The organism is Delftia sp. WSY_7 (genome assembly GCF_043104845.1).
Classification (GTDB): domain Bacteria; phylum Pseudomonadota; class Gammaproteobacteria; order Burkholderiales; family Burkholderiaceae_C; genus Comamonas; species Comamonas tsuruhatensis.
Genome location: NZ_JBICLB010000005.1, coordinates 434799 through 454594, shown reverse-complemented (window position 1 = coordinate 454594; position 19796 = coordinate 434799). Strand labels below are relative to the sequence as shown.

At 68.5% G+C, this 19796-nt stretch carries 15 protein-coding genes; 12 read left to right on the top strand and 3 right to left on the bottom strand.

Features of this window, described 5'->3' with window-relative positions:
* The first annotated feature begins 189 nt into the window (after positions 1–189).
* The 7 genes from ACF8ME_RS03385 to ACF8ME_RS03355 are packed head-to-tail and all read left to right on the top strand — an operon-like array spanning position 190 to position 8387.
* A complete protein-coding gene (locus ACF8ME_RS03385) occupies positions 190–1791 on the top strand; it encodes an ABC transporter substrate-binding protein (RefSeq protein WP_392415237.1) in 1602 nt (533 codons plus the stop codon).
* Between the two features lie 16 nt (positions 1792–1807).
* Positions 1808–2785 (top strand): ABC transporter permease, encoded by a 978-nt coding sequence (locus tag ACF8ME_RS03380; RefSeq protein WP_012207467.1) that lies wholly within the window; start codon positions 1808–1810, stop codon positions 2783–2785.
* A 4-nt stretch (positions 2786–2789) separates the two neighbouring features.
* Positions 2790–3698, top strand: coding sequence for an ABC transporter permease (locus tag ACF8ME_RS03375; RefSeq protein WP_047218859.1), 909 nt, complete (start codon positions 2790–2792; stop codon positions 3696–3698).
* Positions 3698–4726, top strand: a complete 1029-nt coding sequence (locus tag ACF8ME_RS03370; RefSeq protein ID WP_392415235.1) for an ABC transporter ATP-binding protein — start codon at positions 3698–3700, stop codon at positions 4724–4726. The genes ACF8ME_RS03375 and ACF8ME_RS03370 overlap by 1 nt, the downstream gene beginning before the upstream one ends.
* Positions 4723–5745 (top strand): ABC transporter ATP-binding protein, encoded by a 1023-nt coding sequence (locus ACF8ME_RS03365; RefSeq protein WP_392415233.1) that lies wholly within the window; start codon positions 4723–4725, stop codon positions 5743–5745. Before ACF8ME_RS03370 ends, ACF8ME_RS03365 begins: the two co-directional genes overlap by 4 nt.
* 19 nt (positions 5746–5764) lie before the next feature.
* On the top strand, positions 5765–7429 hold the full coding sequence (locus ACF8ME_RS03360) for an amidohydrolase (RefSeq protein ID WP_392415232.1): 1665 nt from the start codon (positions 5765–5767) through the stop codon (positions 7427–7429).
* A 1-nt stretch (position 7430) separates the two neighbouring features.
* Positions 7431–8387 (top strand): CobW family GTP-binding protein, encoded by a 957-nt coding sequence (locus ACF8ME_RS03355; RefSeq protein ID WP_392415230.1) that lies wholly within the window; start codon positions 7431–7433, stop codon positions 8385–8387.
* On the opposite strand, the gene ACF8ME_RS03350 is transcribed toward ACF8ME_RS03355, so the two are convergent.
* The gene (locus ACF8ME_RS03350) at positions 8362–9282 is read right to left on the bottom strand and encodes a LysR family transcriptional regulator (RefSeq protein WP_012207461.1); all 921 of its coding nucleotides are present in this window, start codon (positions 9280–9282) and stop codon (positions 8362–8364) included. The two genes, ACF8ME_RS03355 and ACF8ME_RS03350, sit on opposite strands and share 26 nt — an antisense overlap.
* Positions 9283–9447: 165 nt before the next feature.
* Here ACF8ME_RS03350 and ACF8ME_RS03345 point away from each other — a divergent pair, with 165 nt between their 5' ends.
* The gene (locus ACF8ME_RS03345) at positions 9448–10863 is read left to right on the top strand and encodes a VOC family protein (protein ID WP_392415228.1); all 1416 of its coding nucleotides are present in this window, start codon (positions 9448–9450) and stop codon (positions 10861–10863) included.
* A 123-nt stretch (positions 10864–10986) separates the two neighbouring features.
* Entirely contained in the window at positions 10987–12264 is a 1278-nt protein-coding gene (locus ACF8ME_RS03340) for a PLP-dependent aminotransferase family protein (protein ID WP_034364479.1), read from the top strand.
* Between the two features lie 108 nt (positions 12265–12372).
* Here the strand turns inward: ACF8ME_RS03340 and groL are convergent, their stop codons facing one another.
* Both groL and groES read right to left on the bottom strand, forming a co-directional pair.
* Entirely contained in the window at positions 12373–14016 is a 1644-nt protein-coding gene (gene groL / locus ACF8ME_RS03335; RefSeq protein WP_016445455.1) for a chaperonin GroEL, read from the bottom strand.
* A gap of 48 nt (positions 14017–14064) precedes the next feature.
* A complete protein-coding gene (gene groES, locus ACF8ME_RS03330) occupies positions 14065–14355 on the bottom strand; it encodes a co-chaperone GroES (protein ID WP_016445456.1) in 291 nt (96 codons plus the stop codon).
* Between the two features lie 1081 nt (positions 14356–15436).
* Between groES and ACF8ME_RS03325 the strand changes: the two genes are divergently transcribed.
* The 3 genes from ACF8ME_RS03325 (at position 15437) to ACF8ME_RS03315 (ending at position 19573) form a co-directional block, all read left to right on the top strand.
* Positions 15437–15958: a sigma-70 family RNA polymerase sigma factor gene (locus ACF8ME_RS03325; protein WP_392415227.1), complete on the top strand. Its 522-nt coding sequence runs from the start codon at positions 15437–15439 to the stop codon at positions 15956–15958.
* Positions 15955–16956, top strand: coding sequence for a FecR domain-containing protein (locus ACF8ME_RS03320; protein WP_392415225.1), 1002 nt, complete (start codon positions 15955–15957; stop codon positions 16954–16956). Before ACF8ME_RS03325 ends, ACF8ME_RS03320 begins: the two co-directional genes overlap by 4 nt.
* A 181-nt stretch (positions 16957–17137) precedes the next feature.
* Complete coding sequence (locus ACF8ME_RS03315; protein WP_392415223.1) at positions 17138–19573, top strand: TonB-dependent siderophore receptor; 2436 nt, start codon at positions 17138–17140, stop codon at positions 19571–19573.
* Positions 19574–19796 lie beyond the last annotated feature (223 nt).

Sequence of the window (19796 nt, the reverse complement as noted above, 5' to 3'; positions counted from 1 at the left end):
GCGGTCGGCGCCATGTTGCGGTGCGGGTGCGGGCAAGTAAAGGTTTGGGCCGGCCGACGCGGGTAAACACCGGGCCTCTGGCTCCTACGTTTGGACGGCTGTGGCCCCCGCGGCCCGCGCCCTTGTTGCGTATTCTGGATTGAAGGCAGCGAGCCGCGCGGCCTGGCGATCCAACGAGGGAGACAGTCCATGCACACCATCACTTTCCGACGCCGCGCCCTGGCGGCCCTGGCCCTGGCTGGCGCGCTGGCGGGCCTGGCGGCCACGCCGCTGCAGGCCCAGGCCCAGGAGCCGCAGCGCGGCGGCACCCTGATCGTGGGCAGCACCCAGGTGCCACGGCACCTGAACGGCGCCGTGCAATCGGGCATTGCCACGGCCATGCCTTCCACCCAGCTGTTCGCCAGCCCGCTGCGCTTCGATGACCAGTGGAAGCCCCAGCCCTACCTGGCCGAGTCCTGGAAGCTGGCCGAGGACGGCAAGTCGCTGACCCTGAACCTGCGCAGGAATGCCGTGTTCCACGACGGCAAGCCCATCACCTCGGCCGACGTGGCCTTCTCCATCATGGCCATCAAGGCCAACCATCCGTTCCAGACCATGCTGGGGCCCGTGGAGAAGGTGGACACGCCCGACCCCTACACGGCCATCATCCGCATGAGCGCGCCGCATCCGGCCATCCTGCTGGCCATGAGCCCGGCGCTGGCGCCCATACTGCCCAGGCACATCTATGGCGACGGCAGCGACCTCAAGACCCATGCGCGCAACAGCGCCGACGTGGTGGGCTCGGGGCCGTTCAAGCTGACCGAGTTCCGCGCGGGCCAGCGCATCGTGATGGAACGCTTCGACAAATTCTTCCTGCCCGGCCGGCCCTACCTGGACAAGCTGGTCTTCAACATCGTGCCCGACTCCTCCAGCCTGCTGCTGAGCCTGGAGCGCGGCGACGTGCAGATGGTGCCCTACCTGCAGGCCTCCATCGACCTGAAGCGCCTGTCCACCAATCCCCAGATCACGTTGACCGGCAAGGGCTTCGAGGGCATAGGCTCGATCAACTGGCTGGCCATCAACACCGACAGGAAGCCGCTGGACGATGTGCGTGTGCGCAAGGCCATTGCGCATGCCATCGACAAGAACTTCATCACCAAGGCGCTGATGGGCGGCTTTGCCACCGTGGCCGACGGCCCCATCGTGGCGGCCAGCCCCTTTGCCTCGGCCGACCTGGTGCGCTATCCGCTGGACCTCAAGAAGTCGGCGGCCCTGCTGGACGAGGCCGGCCTCAAGCCCGGCGCCAACGGCGAGCGCTTCAAGATCACCATCGACTACCTGCCGGGCACGGACGAGCAGCAAAAGAACGTGGCCGAGTACGTGCGCGCCCAGCTCAAGAAGGTGGGCATCGCGGTCGAGGTGCGGGCCTCGGCCGACTTCCCGGCCTGGGCCCGGCGCCTGGCCACGCATGACTTCGACCTGTCCATGGACATCGTCTTCAACTGGGGTGATCCGGTCATCGGCGTGCACCGCAGCTACCTGTCCACCAACATCAAGCCCGTGGTCTGGACCAACACCCAGTCCTACCGCAATCCCAAGGTGGACGAGCTGCTGAACACGGCCAGCAGCACGCTGGACACGGCCGAGCGCAAGAAGCTCTATGCGGCCTTCCAGAAGACCGTGACGGACGAGCTGCCCGTGATCTTCATCAACAACTCGCCCTACCACACGGCCGCGCGCAAGAATGTGGGCAACCTGCCGACCACGGTCTGGGGGCCGGCCTCGCCCTATGACGAGATCTTTCTGAAGTAGTCGGGGAGTGCAGTCCATGGCTTTTCTTCGCACACTCCTCAAGCGGCTGCTGCAGGGCCTGGCGCTGGTGCTGGCCGTGGTGGTGCTGAACTTCATGCTGGTGCATGCGGCGCCCGGCGATCCCGTGGAGACCATTGCCGGCGCCAGCGGCGGCATGGAGCCCGAGCTCATGGCCGAGCTGCGCACACGCTACGGGCTGGACCGGCCGCTGCCCGTGCAGCTGGGCATCTACCTGGCGCGCGTGGCCAGCGGGGATCTGGGCTACTCCTACTTCTTCAACCTGCCGGTGGCGCAGATGATTGCCGAGCGCGTGCCCGCCACCTTGCTGCTGGTGCTGGCCGCCGTGCTCACGGCCTTCGTGGTGGGCACGCTGCTGGGCGTGCTGTCCTCGCGCCGGCCCAACGGCCTGCTGTCGCAGTGCATCACCGTGCTGTCCCTGGTGGGCTTTGCGGCGCCCGTGTTCTGGACCGGCATGCTGCTGGTGCTGGCCTTTGCCTCCTGGTGGCCCGTGCTGCCGGTGTCGGGCATGCGCTCGGCCGATGCCGCAGGCGGCGCAGGCCTTGCCGACCTGCTGGACGTGGCCCGGCACCTGGTGCTGCCCGCGCTGACACTGGCCCTGGTCTACCTGGCGCAGTACAGCCGGCTGTCACGCTCGTCCATGCTGGACGTGCTGGGCGCCGACTACATCCGCACGGCGCGCGCCAAGGGGCTGGCCGAGCATGTGGTGCTCTACCGCCATGCGCTGCGCAACGCGCTGCTGCCCGTGGTGACCATGCTGGGCCTGCAGTTCGGCAACGTCATGGCCGGCGCCATCATCGTGGAGACGGTCTTCAACTGGCCGGGCCTGGGCCGGCTGGCCTTCGACTCGGTGCTGCGGCGCGACTACCCGACCATCCTGGGCGTGCTGCTGTTCTCCTCCATCGTCGTGGTCGTGATGAATCTCGTCACCGACCTGTGCTACCGGCTGATCGATCCCCGCATCAAGGCGGCCTGAGACCATGAATGCCATCACACCACCTTCCGTGTCCGTGGCGAGCGTCGCGGCGCCGCAGGCCGCAGCCCATGCCGAGCACCCGGCGCGCGAAGCGCTGCGCATGTTCCTGCGCAACCCCTCGGCCATTGCCGGCATGGCCATGCTGCTCATCGTGCTGCTGGTGGCCATTGCCGGCCCCTGGATCTGGCCTGCGGACCCGTTCGAGATCCGCACCATGCCGCTGAGCCCGCCGTTCAGCGAGGAGGCCTGGCTGGGCAGCGACCAGTTGGGGCGCGACGTGCTCACGGGCATCATCCACGGCGGCCGCGCCACGCTGATGGTGGGCGCCTTCGCGGCTTTGCTGTCGGTGTGCATCGGCGTGACGCTGGGGGCGATGGCGGGCTACTACGGCGGCCGCGTCGATGCGCTGCTGATGCGCGTGACCGAGTTCTTCCAGGTGCTGCCTGCGCTCCTGTTCGCCATGGTGGTGGTCACGCTGTTCTCGCCCTCGCTGGTGACGGTCACGCTGGCCATCGGCAGCGTGAGCTGGCCGGCCACGGCGCGGCTCACGCGGGCCGAGTTCATGCGCATCCGCCAGCTTGAATTCGTGCGCGCGGAGAGCGCCATCGGCGCGCGCCACGGCCGCATCATCTGGAAGGTGATCCTGCCCAATGCGCTGCCGCCGCTGGTGGTGTCGGCCACGCTGGCCGTGGGCGCCGCCATCCTGTTCGAGGCCGGCCTGTCCTTCCTGGGCCTGGGGGACCCCAACCAGATGAGCTGGGGCCTGATGATCGGGTCGGCCCGCCAATACCTGCTGTCGTGCTGGTGGGCCGTGGCCTTTCCCGGTGCCGCCATCTTCGTCACCGTGCTGGCCGTCAGCCTGATCGGCGATGGCCTCAACGATGCACTCAACCCCAAGCTGAGGGAGCGCTGATGGACACCGACACCCCCCTGTTGCAAGTCAGCGGCCTGCGCGTGGCCTTCCAGGGCTGGCGCGGCCAGGCCACGGTGCTCAACGGCGTGGATTTCGATCTGCGCGCGGGCGAGACCCTGTGCGTGGTCGGCGAATCCGGCTGCGGCAAGAGCATGACGGCGCTGGCGCTGCTGCGCCTCATTCCCTCGCCTCCGGGCCGCATCACGGGCGGGCAGGTGCGCTTCCAGGGCGAGGACCTGGTGGCCGCCGGCGAGGCCCATATGCGCCAGGTGCGCGGCAACCGCATCTCCATGATCTTCCAGGAGCCCATGACCTCGCTGAACCCGGTGCTCACCGTGGGCGAGCAGATCGCCGAGCCGCTGCGCCTGCACGCTGGCCTGGACGCGGGCGCCGCGCGCCAGCGCGCGGTGGAGATGCTCCGGCAGGTCGGCATCCCCGCACCCGAGCGGCGCGTGCACGAGTACCCGCATCAGCTGTCGGGCGGCATGCGCCAGCGCGTGATGATCGCCATGGCCCTGGCCTGCCGGCCCGACATCCTGATCGCCGACGAGCCCACCACGGCGCTGGATGTGACCGTGCAGGCGCAGATCTTCGACCTGCTGCGCGAGCTGCAGCGCGACAAGGGCACGGCCATCGTGCTGATCACGCACGACATGGGAGCCGTGGCCGAGATGGCTGACCGTGTCATGGTCATGTATGCGGGCCGTGTGATCGAGCAGGGCCGCTGCGAGCAGGTGCTTTCAGCGCCCGCCCATCCGTACACGCGCGGCCTGATCGCCTGCCTGCCCGAGCTGGGCAGCAGCCAGTCAGGCGGGCGCACCGAGCTGCCCGAGATCCCCGGCGTCGTGCCCTCGATCTGGGAGTTGGGCAGCGGCTGCGCCTTTCGTGCGCGCTGCCGCGAGGCCCAGCCGCGCTGCGCCAGCGAGGCGCCGCCGCTGGTCGCGCTGGATGATCCATCCCACGGCGTGGCCTGCTGGCTGCACGCTCCCGCTTCCCGCATCCGAGCCCATACGGAGGCCCTGGCATGAACGCACGCATGGACGATACCCTCTTGCAGGTGGACGATCTCCAGGTCCACTTTCCGCGCCCGGGCAAGGGCCTGTTCGGCAGGCCCGAGGTGGTCAAGGCCGTGGACGGCGTGTCCTTCAGCCTGCGGCGCGGCAGCACGCTGGCCGTGGTGGGCGAGTCGGGCTCGGGCAAGACGACCACGGCGCTGGCCGTGATGCGCCTGGCGCCCGTGACGGCGGGCCGCATGCAGCTGGGCGATACCGACCTGGGCGGCCTGTCGGGCGAGGCCCTGCGCCAGGCGAGGCGGCGCATGCAGATCGTGTTCCAGGACCCGTTCTCCTCGCTGAATCCGCGACAGCGCGCGGGCGATGCGGTGCGCGCTCCGCTGGACCTGATGGACGTGGGCACGCCGGCCGAGCGCGAGGCGCGCGTGGCCGAGCTGTTCACCCAGGTCGGCCTGCGGCCCGAGCAGCGCCAGCTGTTCCCGCACCAGTTCTCGGGCGGCCAGCGCCAGCGCATCAACATCGCGCGCGCCCTGGCCACGCGGCCCGAACTCGTGGTCTGCGACGAGCCCGTGTCGGCGCTGGACATCGCCATCCGCGCCCAGATCCTCAACCTGCTGGCGCGGCTGCAGCGCGAGCTGGGCCTGAGCTACCTGTTCATCTCGCACGACATGGCCGTGGTCGAGCACATCTGCGACGACATCGCCGTCATGTACCTGGGCCAGATCGTGGAGCGCGCACCGCGCCAGGCCTTCTTCGCGCGGCCGCTGCATCCCTACAGCGTGGCCCTGATGTCGGCCGTGCCCACGGTGCGCGGCGGGCGTGAGCGCGCGGCGCGGCGCATCGGGCTGGCCGGCGACCCGCCCAGTCCCATCGACCCGCCCGCGGGCTGCCGCTTCGCCGGGCGCTGCCCCGTGGCCGTGCCTGCGTGCTCGGCCGAGACGCCACCGCTGCGCGAAGCCGCCCCCGGCCACTGGGTGCGCTGCATCCGCGTGGACCACATCGATGGCGTGCCGCGCGCGCCGCTGGCCCTGTGAACCCGGAGCACCCGTCACCATGAGCATCACTGTCTACGCCGCCCGCAAGATCATCACCATGAACCCCATGCAGCCCGAGGCCACGCACGTGGCCGTGCGCGACGGGCGCATCCTCGCGGTCGGGGACCTCGCGCGCTGCACGGCCTGGGGCGAATGCCGCATCGACGAGCGCTTTGCCGACCAGGTGCTGCTGCCCGGCCTGGTGGAGGGCCACTGCCACCTCAAGGAGGGCAGCATGTGGGACTGGACATACACGGGCTGGTTCGACCGGCGAGACCCCGATGGCAAGACCTGGCCCGGCCTGCGCTCCATGGATGCCGTGGTGGACCGCCTGGCCGAGGTGGCGGCGCGCATGGATGCGCAGGGCCTGCCGGCCGGACAGCCGCTGATCGCCTGGGGGTTCGATCCCATCTACTTCGGCGGCGAGCGCATGACGGTGGAGCACCTGGACCGGGCCGCCGCAGGCCGTCCCGTCGTGATCTCGCATGCCAACGGCCATTTGATGAACGTCAACAGCGCCATGCTGCGCCTGGCCGAGATCACGCGCGACAACGAGGTCGAGGGCGTGGTGCGCTTTGCACCCGGCCACGCCCTGGCCGGCGAGCCCACGGGCGAGCTGCAGGAACCGGCCGCCATGTTCCTGGTGCTGCGCAAGATCGGCAACGCCGGGCTGCTGGCGCCCATGACCGAGGCGGGCGTGCGCTCCTTCGCCCGCCTGGCCTGCCGCCAGGGCGTGACCACGGCCACCGACCTGGTCAACAGGCTGGGCGAGCAGGACTGCCGCGTGCTGGAGGCCGCGCTGGGCGACGACCAGGTGCCCATCCGCATCCTGCCCGCCTTCCAGGCCTTCCACGGCACGCATGGCGCCGAGGCCGGTGCCGAGCATGTGCGCACGCTCATGGCGCGCAACACCGACCGGCTGCGCTACGGCCTGGTCAAGATGATGCTGGACGGCTCCATCCAGGGCTTTTCGGCACGCCTGCGCTGGCCCGGTTACTACAACGGCGCGCCCAATGGCATCTGGGTCACCGCGCCCGCGCAGTACGAGGCCGATTTCGAGACCTACCACCGCGCAGGCCTGCTCATCCATACGCACACCAATGGCGACGAGGCCAGCGAGGCCGCCATCGACGCCATAGGCCGCGTGCTGGCCCGCGCCCCCCGGCCCGACCATCGCCACACGCTGCAGCATGGCCAGATGATCGATGCGCCGCTGTTTCGCCGCATGGCGGCGCTGGGCCTGTGCGCCAACCTGTTCGCCAACCACCTCTGGTACTGGGGCGACCAGCACTACGAGATGACCATGGGGCCGGACCGCGCCATGCGGCTCGATGCCTGCGCCAGCGCGCTGTCTGCCGGCGTGCCGCTGGCCATTCACTCGGATGCGCCCGTCACGCCGCTGGGGCCGCTGTTCACCGCTTGGTGCGCGGTCCACCGGATCACGCCCAAAGGCCGCGTGCTGGGCGCGGCCGAGCGCCTGACCGTGGCCCAGGCCCTGCATGCCGTCACGCTGGGCGCGGCCTGGACACTGAAGCTGGACCACGAGATCGGCAGCATCGAATGCGGCAAGCGCGCCGACTTCTGCGTGCTGGAGGACGATCCGCTGTCCCTGGACCCCATGGTGCTCAAGGACCTCAGAGTCTGGGGCACGGTGCTGTCGGGGCGCGTCTTCAAGGCGGCATGACATGGGACAGCGGTTGCCGTTCACGGTCATCGGCGGCTTCCTGGGCGCCGGCAAGACCACGCTGCTCAACCACTGGCTGCGCCATGCGGATGGCCAGCGGCTGGCCGTGCTGGTCAACGACTTCGGCGCGCTCAACATCGATGCAGGCCTGATCAAGGACCACAGCGGCGACACCATCGCGCTGACCAATGGCTGCGTGTGCTGCCAGATCGGCGATGACCTGTCCATGGCCCTGATCGGCGTGCTGCAGCAACGCGAGCGCTTCGACGCCGTGGTGGTCGAGGCCAGCGGCGTCTCCGACCCCTGGCGCATCGCCCAATTGGGCCTGGCCGATCCCGCACTGGCGCTGGACGGCGTCATCGTGGTCGTCGATGCCGCTGCCCTGCCCGGGCAGGCGGCCGACCCGCTGCTGGCCGACACGCTGCAGCGCCAGGTGGCCCGTGCCGATCTGGTCATCGTCAACAAGACCGATCTGGCCGATGCCCGGACCCTGGAGCGCGTGCACGGCTGGATAGCCAGCCACGCGCCAGCCGCGCAACGCTGCGATGTGCGCGAAGCCCGGGTGCCCGTGGAGCTGCTCAGTGGCGCAGCCCTGCTGCGTGGTGCGCGGGAGGTCTCATGGGGTGCCAGCACTGCGCGCCCCCTGCATGGCCGGCAGTTCGAGACCTGGTCCTGCCAGCCGCCCGGGGGGCTGTGCGAGACGGCCTTGCAGGCGTGGCTGCAGGCCATGCCGGCTGGCGTGCTGCGGCTCAAGGGCGTGGTGCAGACCGGGGCGGGCCAGTGGAGCGAGCTTCAGTTTGCCGGGCGCAGCGGCCGGCTGCGTGCCGCATCAGCGCCCGCGCAGCAGCAGGTGCCCGCCATCGTGGCCATCGGCCTGGCCGGGCAGCTTCCGGTGGCCGCGCTGCAGGCGCTGGTGGCAGGCGCTGCAGGCGTCAGGGCTGCGGGCCGTCCCGCATGAAATCCTGGGCTGCCTGCTGCAGCCACTCGCGCAGGCTTTGCAGCGGCGGGTAGTTGCCGCGGCTCGTGGGCCAGGCCAGGTAGTAGCGCTCGGCGCTTTCCATCTCGGGCAGATGGGGCAGGGCACGCACCAGATCGCCCTGGGCCAGTTCCCGCTCGATCAGAAAACGCGGCAGCAAGGCCACGCCCACGCCGGCGATGGCGGCCTGGGCGGCGGTGGCGAACTGGTCGAACAGCATGCCCTGGCCCTCGGCCATGGGCGCATGGTGCACGGACAGCCAGCGCTGCCAGGCATCGGGGCGCGAGGCCAGGTGCAGCAGCGGCGCCTGCAGCAGGTCCTGGGGCTGGGCAAAGCCATGCTGGGCCAGCAGGGCGGGGCTGCAGGCAGGCACCACGGTCTCGCTCATCAGAAAGGCCAGCTCGGCGCCCGGCCAGTGCGGCAGGCCGAAATGGATGGCGGCGTCCACGGCTTCGAGCTGGAAGTCGAACTGGGACAGCCGCGTCGTCAGGTTGATGGTGATGCCCGGGTGGGCGCTGAAGAACTGCGGCAGGCGCGGCGCCAGCCAGCGCGTGCCGAAGGTGGGGAGGATGGCCAGGTTCAGGCTGCCGCCGCGCGGGTTGGCCCGAAAGCCCAGCGTGGCCGTGGAGATGCGCATCAGCGCGCCCCGGATTTCCTGCGCATAGGCCTGGCCGGCCGGGCTCAGGCGCACGGTCTGGCGCTCGCGCACAAAGAGTTCTGCCTCCAGCCGCTCCTCCAGCGCTCGGATCTGGCGGCTGACGGCGCTTTGCGTCAGGTGCAGCTCGGCCGCAGCTGCCGTGAAGCTCTGGTGCCGGGCCGCCGCCTCGAAGGCGCACAGCAGGGACATGGGGGGCAGGAAACGGCGGGACAGCAGCATGGCAGGGAGCGGTGGGGCAATCGTGGGAGGGGCATTCTGTTTGGGAATGACCTATGGGCCCGATTATCGTTTGACCAGGCTCAAGGCGCAGACCTAGCATGCATGCCAGGAATTCACCATGCCGCAGGCTGATCTGCGGCCCCACCATCAGTCCCCACGAGCACCATGTCCTCTACGTCCGCCAACGCCTTCGTGCCTTCCGACGAGATCCGCGCGCGCTTTTCCAGCGCCATGTCCGAGATGTACCGCGATGAAGTGCCCCAGTACGGCACGCTGATCGAGCTCGTGGCCGACATCAACCAGCGCACCCTGCAGGCCGAGCCTGAGCTGCTGGCCCGGATGCAGCGCAGTGGCGAGCTGGCCCGCCTGGGCGTGGAGCGCCACGGCGCCATCCGCGTGGGCACGGCCGCCGAGCTGTCCATGCTGCGCCGCCTGTTCGCCATCATGGGCATGGAGCCCGTGGGCTACTACGACCTGTCGGTGGCCGGCGTGCCTGTGCACTCCACGGCCTTCCGTCCCGTCAGCGATGCCGCGCTGCTGGCCAATCCCTTCCGCGTCTTCACCTCGCTGCTGCGCCTGGACCTGATCGCCGACGAGGCGCTGCGCGCCCAGGCCGCCGCCATCCTGGCGCGCCGCAACATCTTCACCGAGCGCGCGCTGGCGCTGATCGCCCAGTCCGAGGCCAACGGCGGCCTCACCGATGCCGAGGCCGATGAATTCGTCGGCGAGGCGCTGGAGACCTTCCGCTGGCACAGCGAGTCCACCGTGGACGGCACCACCTACGACGCGCTGCACAAGGCCCACCGCCTGATCGCCGACGTGGTCTGCTTCAAGGGCCCGCACATCAACCACCTGACGCCGCGCACCCTGGACATCGATGCAGCCCAGGCCGCCATGCCCGCACGCGGCATGGACGCCAAGGACGTGGTCGAAGGCCCGCCGCGCCGTGCCTGCCCCATCCTGCTGCGCCAGACCAGCTTCAAGGCGCTCAAGGAGACCGTGCGTTTTGCCGGCGATGCCACGGGCGCAGGCTCGCACACGGCGCGCTTCGGCGAGATCGAGCAGCGCGGCGTTGCGCTCACGCGCAAGGGCCGCGCGCTCTACGACCAGCTGCTGGCCCAGGTGCGCGACATGGGCAGCGCGGGCAGTGCCGCACCCGACTACGGCAGCCGCCTGGCCCAGGTCTTCGAGGCTTTCCCCGACACCCATGAGCAACTGCGCCGCCAGGACCTGGCCTTCTACCGCTTCACGCTGAGCGACGAGGGAGCCGCCCTGGCCGCAGGCGAGGCCGCCGCGGCCGCCGCCTCGGACCTGGACGCCCTGATCGCCCGTGGCCTGGCCCAGGCCGAGCCCATCGTCTATGAAGACTTCCTGCCCGTGAGCGCGGCCGGCATCTTCCAGTCCAATCTGGGCGGCGAAGAGCAAAAGCAGTACGCGGCCCATGCGGCCCAGCAGGCCTTCGAGGCCGACCTGGGTGCCCGCGTGCATGACGAGATCACGCTGTACGAGCAGGCGCAGCAGCGCTCCATCGACCAGCTGCGCAGCGCGCTGCGCACCCAGGCCGCCCAGGCTGTGGCCTGACCGGCTGCCTGGATGCCGGCTTTGGCCGGCATCCACCCTGTATCCCCTTTCCCGGGGCGCATGCGCAGGCGCCAGGCCTGTGCACGCGCCCCTTTGTTTTTTGCAAAGCCGCAAGAGGCCTTCATGAGCACTGCAGACCTGGGCATTCAGTCGCCCACCGCCCATCTGTTCAACCCGCTGTTCGCACATCCCGAAGGCTCGCCCATACGCGAGCTGTTTCCCTATCTGAGCCGCCCCGGCATGCTCTCGCTGGCGGGCGGCTATCCCTCGCCCAGCCTGTTCGATGCCGAAGGCCTGCAACAGGCCGCGATGGCCGCTTTGCAGCAGGACGCTGCCGCCAGCCTGCAGTACGGCGCCAGCGAAGGCCAGCTGCCGCTGCGCGAAGCCCTGGCCGCGCTGTGCGCCACGCGCGGCATTGCCTGCACGCCGGCCGACATGATCGTGACCACGGGCTCGCAACAGGCCTTCGACCTGCTGGTCAAGGTGCTGGTGGAGCCTGGCGATCCGGTGCTGGTCGAGGTGCCCGCCTACCCGGCCACGCTGCAGACGCTCAAGCTGGCCCAGGCACAGGTCGTGGCCGTGCCCACGGATGAACACGGCCTGGACACCGGTGCCCTGGCCAGCCTGCTGGCGCAGTGGCCCCATGCGCGCCGCCCCAAGCTGCTCTACACCGTGCCCAACTTCTCCAACCCGGGCGGCACGCTGCTGCCCGCGGCGCGGCGCGAGGCCCTGGTGGCGCTGGCGCGCCAGCACGGCTTTGCCATCGTCGAGGACGATCCCTATGGCGAGCTGCGCTTTACCGGCCAGCGCGAGCCGTCGATCTACGAAACAGGCCTGGCGCAGTGCGGCGCCCAGTCCAACCCCGTGGTCTACCTGTCCAGCCTGTCCAAGACCGTGGCACCGGCGCTGCGCATCGGCTGGATGCTGGCCGACGCCCAATTGCTGCGCCGCTGCACCATCGCCAAGCAGACGGCCGACCTGTGCACCTCGCCGCTGGCGCAGATGATCGCCGCGCACTATCTGCGCTCGGGCCGCTATGCACCCCAGCTGGCCCAGGCCTGCGCCGAGTACGCGGCGCGCATGGATGCGCTGTGCTCGGGTATGCAGTCGGCCCTGGGCGAGCAGATCCGCTTCGTGCGGCCTGCGGGCGGCATGTTCGTCTGGGCGCAGCTGCTGCCGCCACAACGGCATGCGGGCGAGCCCGAGGCCCTGGCCCGGGCGCTGTTCACGGCCGCTGTGGAGCAGGGCGTGCTCTATGTGCCAGGCAAGGCCTTCTTCCCGGCCGAGGCGGCGCAGCAGGCCGGCCTGTGCATGCGCCTGTCGTATGCGGCGCCCACCGTGCCCCAGATCACCGAGGCCGTGGCGCGCCTGGGCCGGGCCTGGGGCCAGGCCGTGTCCTGAGGACATCGGCAACAGCGTTCATGCAATGAAAAAGGCCGCCCGAGGGCGGCCTTTTTCTTGCGGGGCAAACCGGGTATGGCGCAAGGCCTGCCCGGTTGCGGCGGGCAATTACATGCCCATGCCGCCCATGCCACCCATGCCGCCCATGTCGGGCATGGCGGGGGCGCCTTCAGCTTTGGGGGACTCGGCGATCATGGCTTCGGTCGTCAGCAGCAGCGATGCCACGGAAGCGGCGTTCTGCAGGGCCGTACGCGTCACCTTGGTCGGGTCCAGGATACCCATTTCCAGCATGTCGCCGTAGGTGTCGTTGGCGGCGTTGAAGCCGTAGTTGCCCGAGCCGTTCAGCACGGCGTTGACCACCACCGAGGGCTCGCCACCGGCGTTGGCCACGATTTCGCGCAGGGGCGCTTCGATGGCCTTCATGATCAGCTTGATGCCGGCGTCCTGCTCGGCGTCGCCGGTCTTCAGTTCGCCCACGGCTTGCTTGGCACGCAGCAGAGCCACGCCGCCGCCGGCCACGATGCCTTCTTCCACAGCAGCGCGGGTAGCGTGCAGGGCGTCTTCAACGCGGGCCTTCTTTTCCTTCATCTCGACTTCGGTGGCAGCGCCGACCTTGATCACGGCCACGCCGCCGGCCAGCTTGGCCACGCGCTCTTGCAGCTTTTCGCGGTCGTAGTCGCTGGTGGCTTCTTCGATCTGGATGCGGATCTGCTTGACGCGGGCTTCGATTTCAGCAGCTTGGCCAGCACCGTCGATGATGGTGGTGTTTTCCTTGCCGATTTCGATGCGCACTGCCTGGCCCAGGTCTTCCAGGGTCACCTTGTCCAGCGCCAGGCCCACTTCTTCAGCGATGACCTTGCCGCCCGTCAGGATGGCGATGTCTTCCAGCATGGCCTTGCGGCGGTCGCCGAAGCCAGGAGCCTTGACAGCCACAACCTTCAGGATGCCGCGGATGGTGTTGACCACCAGCGTTGCCAGGGCTTCGCCTTCGACGTCTTCTGCAATGATCAGCAGGGGACGGCCGGCCTTTGCCACGGCTTCCAGCGTGGGCAGCAGGTCGCGGATGTTGCTGATCTTCTTGTCGAACAGCAGCACGAAGGGGTTGTCCAGCAGGGCAACCTGCTTTTCGGGGTTGTTGATGAAGTAGGGCGACAGGTAGCCGCGGTCGAACTGCATGCCCTCGACGACGTCGAGTTCGTTGGCCAGCGACTTGCCTTCTTCAACGGTGATCACGCCTTCCTTGCCGACCTTGTCCATGGCTTCGGCAATGATGCTGCCCACGGATTCGTCGGAGTTGGCGGAGATCGAGCCGACCTGGGCGATTTCCTTGGAGGTGGTGGTGGCCTTGGATTGCTTCTTCAGCTCTTCCACCAGGGCGGCGACAGCCTTGTCGATGCCGCGCTTGAGGTCCATGGGGTTCAGGCCGGCGGCCACGTACTTGATGCCTTCGCGGACGATGGCCTGTGCCAGCACGGTGGCGGTGGTCGTGCCGTCACCGGCGATGTCGTTGGTCTTGGAGGCCACTTCCTTCACGAGCTGGGCGCCCATGTTCTGCAGCTTGTCCTTGAGTTCCACTTCCTTGGCGACCGACACGCCGTCCTTGGTCACGGTGGGGGCGCCGAAGGAGCGCTCCAGCACCACGTTGCGGCCCTTGGGGCCCAGCGTGACCTTGACCGCGTTGGCCAGGATGTTCACGCCTTCAACCATGCGGGCGCGTGCTTCGCCGCCGAAAACTACGTCTTTTGCTGCCATTTCAATTCTCCGGATTCAGTTGGAAAGTGCGGTTTCGAAGCGCGTGGATTACTTTTCGACGACCGCGAACAGGTCGTCTTCCTTCATCACCAGCAGTTCGTCGCCATGGACCTTGACGGTCTGGCCGCTGTACTTGCCGAACAGAACGCGGTCGCCGACCTTCACGTTCAGGGCGATCACTTCACCCTTGTCGTTCTTCTTGCCGGGACCCACTGCCAGCACTTCGCCCTGGTCGGGCTTCTCGGCGGCGTTGTCGGGGATCACGATGCCCGAAGCCGTCTTGGTTTCGTTTTCGAGGCGCTTGACGATCACGCGATCGTGCAGGGGACGCAGGTTCATACCAACTCCTAAATCATCAACAAAGTTGAAACAAAGACTTGCCGGCCCGGCGGGCCGGCATTCGAAGCAATGTGGGACAGAGGATTGTTAGCACTCATACCCAACGAGTGCTAATAATAAGGCAATTCGGCCAGGTTTCAAGGGGTAGGGCCGGATGTGCCGCAAGACGGCACATCCGGCGCGGAGTGCGGAACGCCACTACCCATTAGCTTTTCCGCCACTGATCTTTAGTTTTTTCGGGGCGCGCCCGCGCTGGCCAGCGGCGAAGCGCAGCCTGCAGGAGCACACAGAACTTCCGGCGAAAGGCTGTCGCTGAATCACCATGCAGCCTTGCGGGCTGTGACCTGACGTCGCATCGAAGGCGCCCTGGCCGTGGTGCTGAGCGCACCCAAGATCAGCCAGCCGTGCAGAGTGACTGTCCTTGATCAGGCGCGAACGAGACCGAAGCCACGTCTGGTGACCTCTGAGGTCAGAGGGAGAAAAGCTCCGCCTTCGTGGCACGATGACGGGCCAGTCCTAAAGGGGAGCTTCACCAGGTCGGGTGCGGATGAGGAGCGAAGCATCTGGCGATGCCGCCAGCCCTGAAGCTTGGATGACCACCATGTGGCTGCAACTGATAGGTCACGAGGTGGCCGTGAGCAGCAGCAATCGCTGCGGAGCAGTTGGCAACTGCAGACTTTCTAACGATGGCCTCAGGCTGATCTACGCCCTTCACTGTGCAAAGCGAGAGTGACAGGGACGACCAACACCGGCCGTTGAAGGCTTCCATTGTTGGACGACCGCTTCACCGTTTGGAAGTGGCCAGTCGATTCTTCGGTGCGCCGTGCTTCGCCTCGAAGGCCCCATTTCGCGCTGCACCGCTGATTCCTGTCGACTCAATGCCGTCGCTCCGACTGGTTTCAACGAAGGTGGAATCAGCCCACGATGGTGTTCGCGCCGAGCGTCCGCACTCAGGCGTTGGTGCGCAGGTTGGTGCAATGACGATGTAGGATTTGGATACAATGAAAATAAGAAGCATTCTTGTTTGCCGCTGCATATTGCCCCGGTGCCTTTCCTCCTGCTTCACTCGTGCCGCTTTCCCATGCCCGCCGCCGACCGCGCCCTTGTTCCCGATGTCGCCACTCTCTACTCCGACCACCACGGCTGGCTGCTGGGCTGGCTGCGCAAGCGCCTGGGCAATGCCTTTGATGCGGCCGATCTGACCCAGGACACCTATGTGCGCCTGCTGGGCCGTAGCGGCGCCGAGATCCAGGCCATTCGCGAACCGCGTGCCCTGCTGATGACCATTGCCCAGGGTCTGGCCGCCAACCTCTACCGCAAGCGCTGCGTGGAGCAGGCCTATCTGGACGCCCTGGCCCTCATGCCCGAGGCCGTGGCCCCGTCCCCCGAGCACCGCGCCATCGTGCTGCAGACCCTGGTCGAGGTGGACCGCCTGCTGGCCCTGCTCCCACTGCCCGTGCGCCAGGCCTTTTTGCTGTCGCAGATCGACGGCATGAGGCAGGCCGACATCGCGGCTGAACTGGGCCTTTCCGTGCCCACCGTGCGCCGCCATATCGCGCGGGCCGTGGTGCAAGTCTGCTTTCTGGACGACGACGGCGCATGAGCCTGCCCATTCCTCTTGCGGTGCGCGAGCAGGCCGCCGAATGGCTGGTGGAGCTGCAGTCCGATGATCACAGCGCCGGCACGCGCGAGATGCTGGTGCAGCGCCTGCAGCACTGGCGCGAATCCCATCCCGACCATGAGCGCGCCTGGTTGCGCATAGAGGCCATGGGCGCACGCCTGCAGCCGCTGTCCGGTACGCCGGCCAGCGTGGCCCTGGCCCAGGCCGCGCGCACGGCACGCGGGCGCGGGCGGCGCTTGGCGGTGCGCAGCCTGGCCGTGCTGCTGTTCACGGGCGCGGGTGCCTGTGCCGTGGCATGGAGAGGTCCGGCATCCTCGGGCGACTGGCTGGCCAGCCTGGGGGCGGACCTGCGCACGGGCACGGCCCAGCGGCGCAGCCTGCGCCTGCCGGACGGCACCCAGCTGCAGATGAATGCCGACAGCGCGGTCGACCTGGATTTCAGCCCGCAGCAGCGCCTGGTGCGCCTGCGCGGCGGCGACATCGAGGTGGCCACGGCCCAGGGCCTGAAGGATAGTGCGCCGCCCTTGCTCGTCGAAACCCGCCATGGCCGCATACGTGCCCTGGGCACGCGCTTCGTCGTGCGCCAGCGCGGCCAGGGGCCCAGCCGGGTTGCGGTCTTTGAAGGCGCCACGGATATCGCGCCCCGCGAACGGCCCGGCCACCTCCATCTGCTGCAAACAGGCCAGCAGGCGCAGTTCGACGCTCAGGCCACCACGCCGGCCGGGCCCGCCGATCCGGCCCTGGCAGCCTGGACGCGCGGCATGCTGGTGGCCCAGGACATGCCGCTGGCCGAGTTCCTGGACCAGCTGTCGCGCTACCGGCCCGGCCACCTGGGCTGCGATGGCGCCGTGGCGCAGCTGCCCGTCAGCGGTACCTATCCGCTGGCCGACACCGACCAGGTGCTGGCCATGCTGCTGGCCACCCTGCCGGTGCGCCTGCGCACGGCCACGCGCTACTGGGTGGTGGTCGAGCCGGCCTGATTTCCTGGCTCTTGTCGATCCTGGCTGATCGCTTTTCGCGTCTCGCGGGGCAATGGAGATGAAGCGCTTTTTCCTGCGCCCGCATTCCATTGCCAACCATCCAGGACCGAGGGACACGCACACCATGGGCCATCACCCGACTTTTCGCGCCACACGACTGGCATTTCAACTGCGGCAGGCCTTGCGCCCCGCCGTTCTGGCACTGCCGCTGGTGGCGGTGCTTGCCCCGGCGCAGGCCCACGCACAGGCACAGCCCCACGCCCAGGCAGTGCAGCGCTACGACATTCCTGCCGGGCCGCTGACCGCCACGCTCAATCGCTTTGGCGCCCAGGCGGGCATCCTGCTGTCCTTCTCCACCGCCCAGACCGCAGACAGGACCAGCCCCGGCGTGCAGGGTGATCGAACCGTGGACCAGGCCCTGTCCGCGCTGCTGGCCGGCACGGGCCTGCAGGCCCTGCCGCGCGAGGGCGGCGGCTTTGTGGTGCGACCGTCCCTGGCCGTGGGAACGCCCACCGGCGCGGCCACGCTGGCCGAGGTGCGCGTCACCGCCCAGGTCGAGCGCAGCGCCGTCACCGAGGGCACGCAGTCCTACGCCGCCAGCGAATCGCGGGCCGCCACGGGCCTGTCCCTGTCGCTGCGCGAGACGCCGCAGTCGGTCAGCGTGATCACGCGCCAGCGCATGGACGACCAGGGCATCGTGCTGCAGGAAGACATCGCCCGCCAGACCACGGGCCTGAGCTATGCGCAGTACGGTCCCACGGGCGGCGACACCAACCAGTTCTTCGCGCGGGGCTTTCAGATCAAGAACTTCCAGGTCGATGGCGTCAACCGCCTGTTCAGCGACTACCCGGCCATCTTCCAGACCAGCGACATGGCCATGTTCGACCGCGTCGAAGTCGTGCGCGGCGCCTCGGGGCTGATGAGCGGCGCGGGCACGCCCGGCGCCACCATCAACCTGGTGCGCAAGCTGCCCACGGCCGAGTTCCAGGGCAGCGCCAGGCTCACGGCAGGCTCCTGGGATTTCGCACGTGCCGAGGTGGATCTGTCATCGCCGCTCAACGCCTCCGGATCGGTGCGCGGGCGCATCGTGGCCGTATCGCAGAACCGCCATTCCAAGGTCGACTACGAGCAGGACCGCAGCCGCTCGCTGTACGGCGTGGTGGAGGCTGACCTGTCGCCGTCCACGCTGGCCACCGTGGGCTTTTCCGCGCAGGACTACGACGCTTCTGGCGTAGGCCGTGGGGGCCGGCCTTTCTTCTACACGGATGGCACGCGCATCGATTGGAGCCGCTCCGCGTCCTCGGGCGCGCGCTGGGCCTCGGCACGGCGGGACTACCGCAGCGTCTTCGCCTCGCTCGAACACCGCATGGCCAGCGACTGGCGCCTGAAGGCCATCTACACGCTCGACCGCAGCAGCTATGACGAGATTCCGGGCTGGACCAATGAACAGCCTGTGGACCGCACCACCGGCGCAGGTGCCGGCCTGTGGGCCGCCTGGTGGACGGGGCGGCCTCGGCAGGACACGCTGGACCTCACGGCTTCCGGTCCCTTCCAGCTGCTGGGACGCCAGCACCAGGCCGCCTTCGGCGCCAGTGTGGCACGCACGCGCAACGACAGCGGCTCGCATGGCCGCTGGGCCTTCCCCGGCTGGGACAACACCATAGACAACCTCTTCACCTGGGATGGCCGCACGCCGGTGCAGCCCGACAACCCGGTACTAGGCCGCAGCGCGGCCGTGGAACGCAGCAGCAGTGCTTACGGATCGCTGCAGCTGCGCCCCACGGACCGGCTGTCCGTCATCGCGGGCGCACGCATCACGAACTGGAAGCGTCGCGACAGCTACACCGATTTCGCCAGCGGCGAGACCAGCGGCAGCGCCATGGCCGAAAACGGCAAGCTCACGCCCTTCGCCGGCCTGGTGCTGGACGTGGGCCGCGATTGGTCGGCCTATGCCAGCTATACCGATATTTTCCAGGCGCAGAGCAGCCTGGACATCCACGGCAAAAAGCTCGATCCCCTCCTGGGCCGCAGCTACGAGCTGGGCCTCAAGGGCGAGCTGCTGGACAAGCGCCTGCAGGTGGGCGCCGCCGTCTACCGCCTGCTGCAGGACAACGTGGCCCAGGCCATCACGGGCAGCTACGCGCCCAATGGCGAGCAGGCCTACCGTGCCGTCAAGGGCGCCGAAACGCATGGCTTCGAGGTGGAGATGACCGGCGAAATCCGCCGCCACTGGAACGCCTCCGTCGGCTTTGCCCGCAACATCGCGCGCGACGCCGAGCGCAACCGCCTGAACCCCGAAATCCCGCGCAACACCCTCAAGCTGTTCACCACCTACCGCCTGCCTCACATAGGCCACGGCCTGACCGTGGGCGGCGGCGTGCGCTGGCAAAGCGGCACCTGGAGCGACCTCTCCTTCCTGGGCCTGCCCAACGTCAGCCGTGTCGAGCAGAAAAGCTATGCTGTGGCCGACCTGATGGTGCAATACGCCATCAATCCGAAGCTCACGGTCTCGGCCAACCTCTACAACGTCTTCGACCGCAAGTACCAAGGGGTTTCGACCTCGTCGTACTACGGGGAGGCGCGGAATATGCGCGTGGCGGTGTCTATGAAGTTCTGAAATGTTTTCAGCTGCGCCCCGTGTGAACGTCGTCAGCATCAGTGGATGTGCTGTCCGCCGTTGATGGCGATGTTTGCGAGGGTAGAGCTGTCAGGGTGTCATGGCGAGCCTGGCCGTCCATCCGTGTTTCGGGACTGCAAGTTTGAGTGGGGGTGAGACGATCACTGGCACGGGGCGAGCGCCCGGAGAATGCCCTAGCCTTCGAGTAGTCCCACCATTTGGG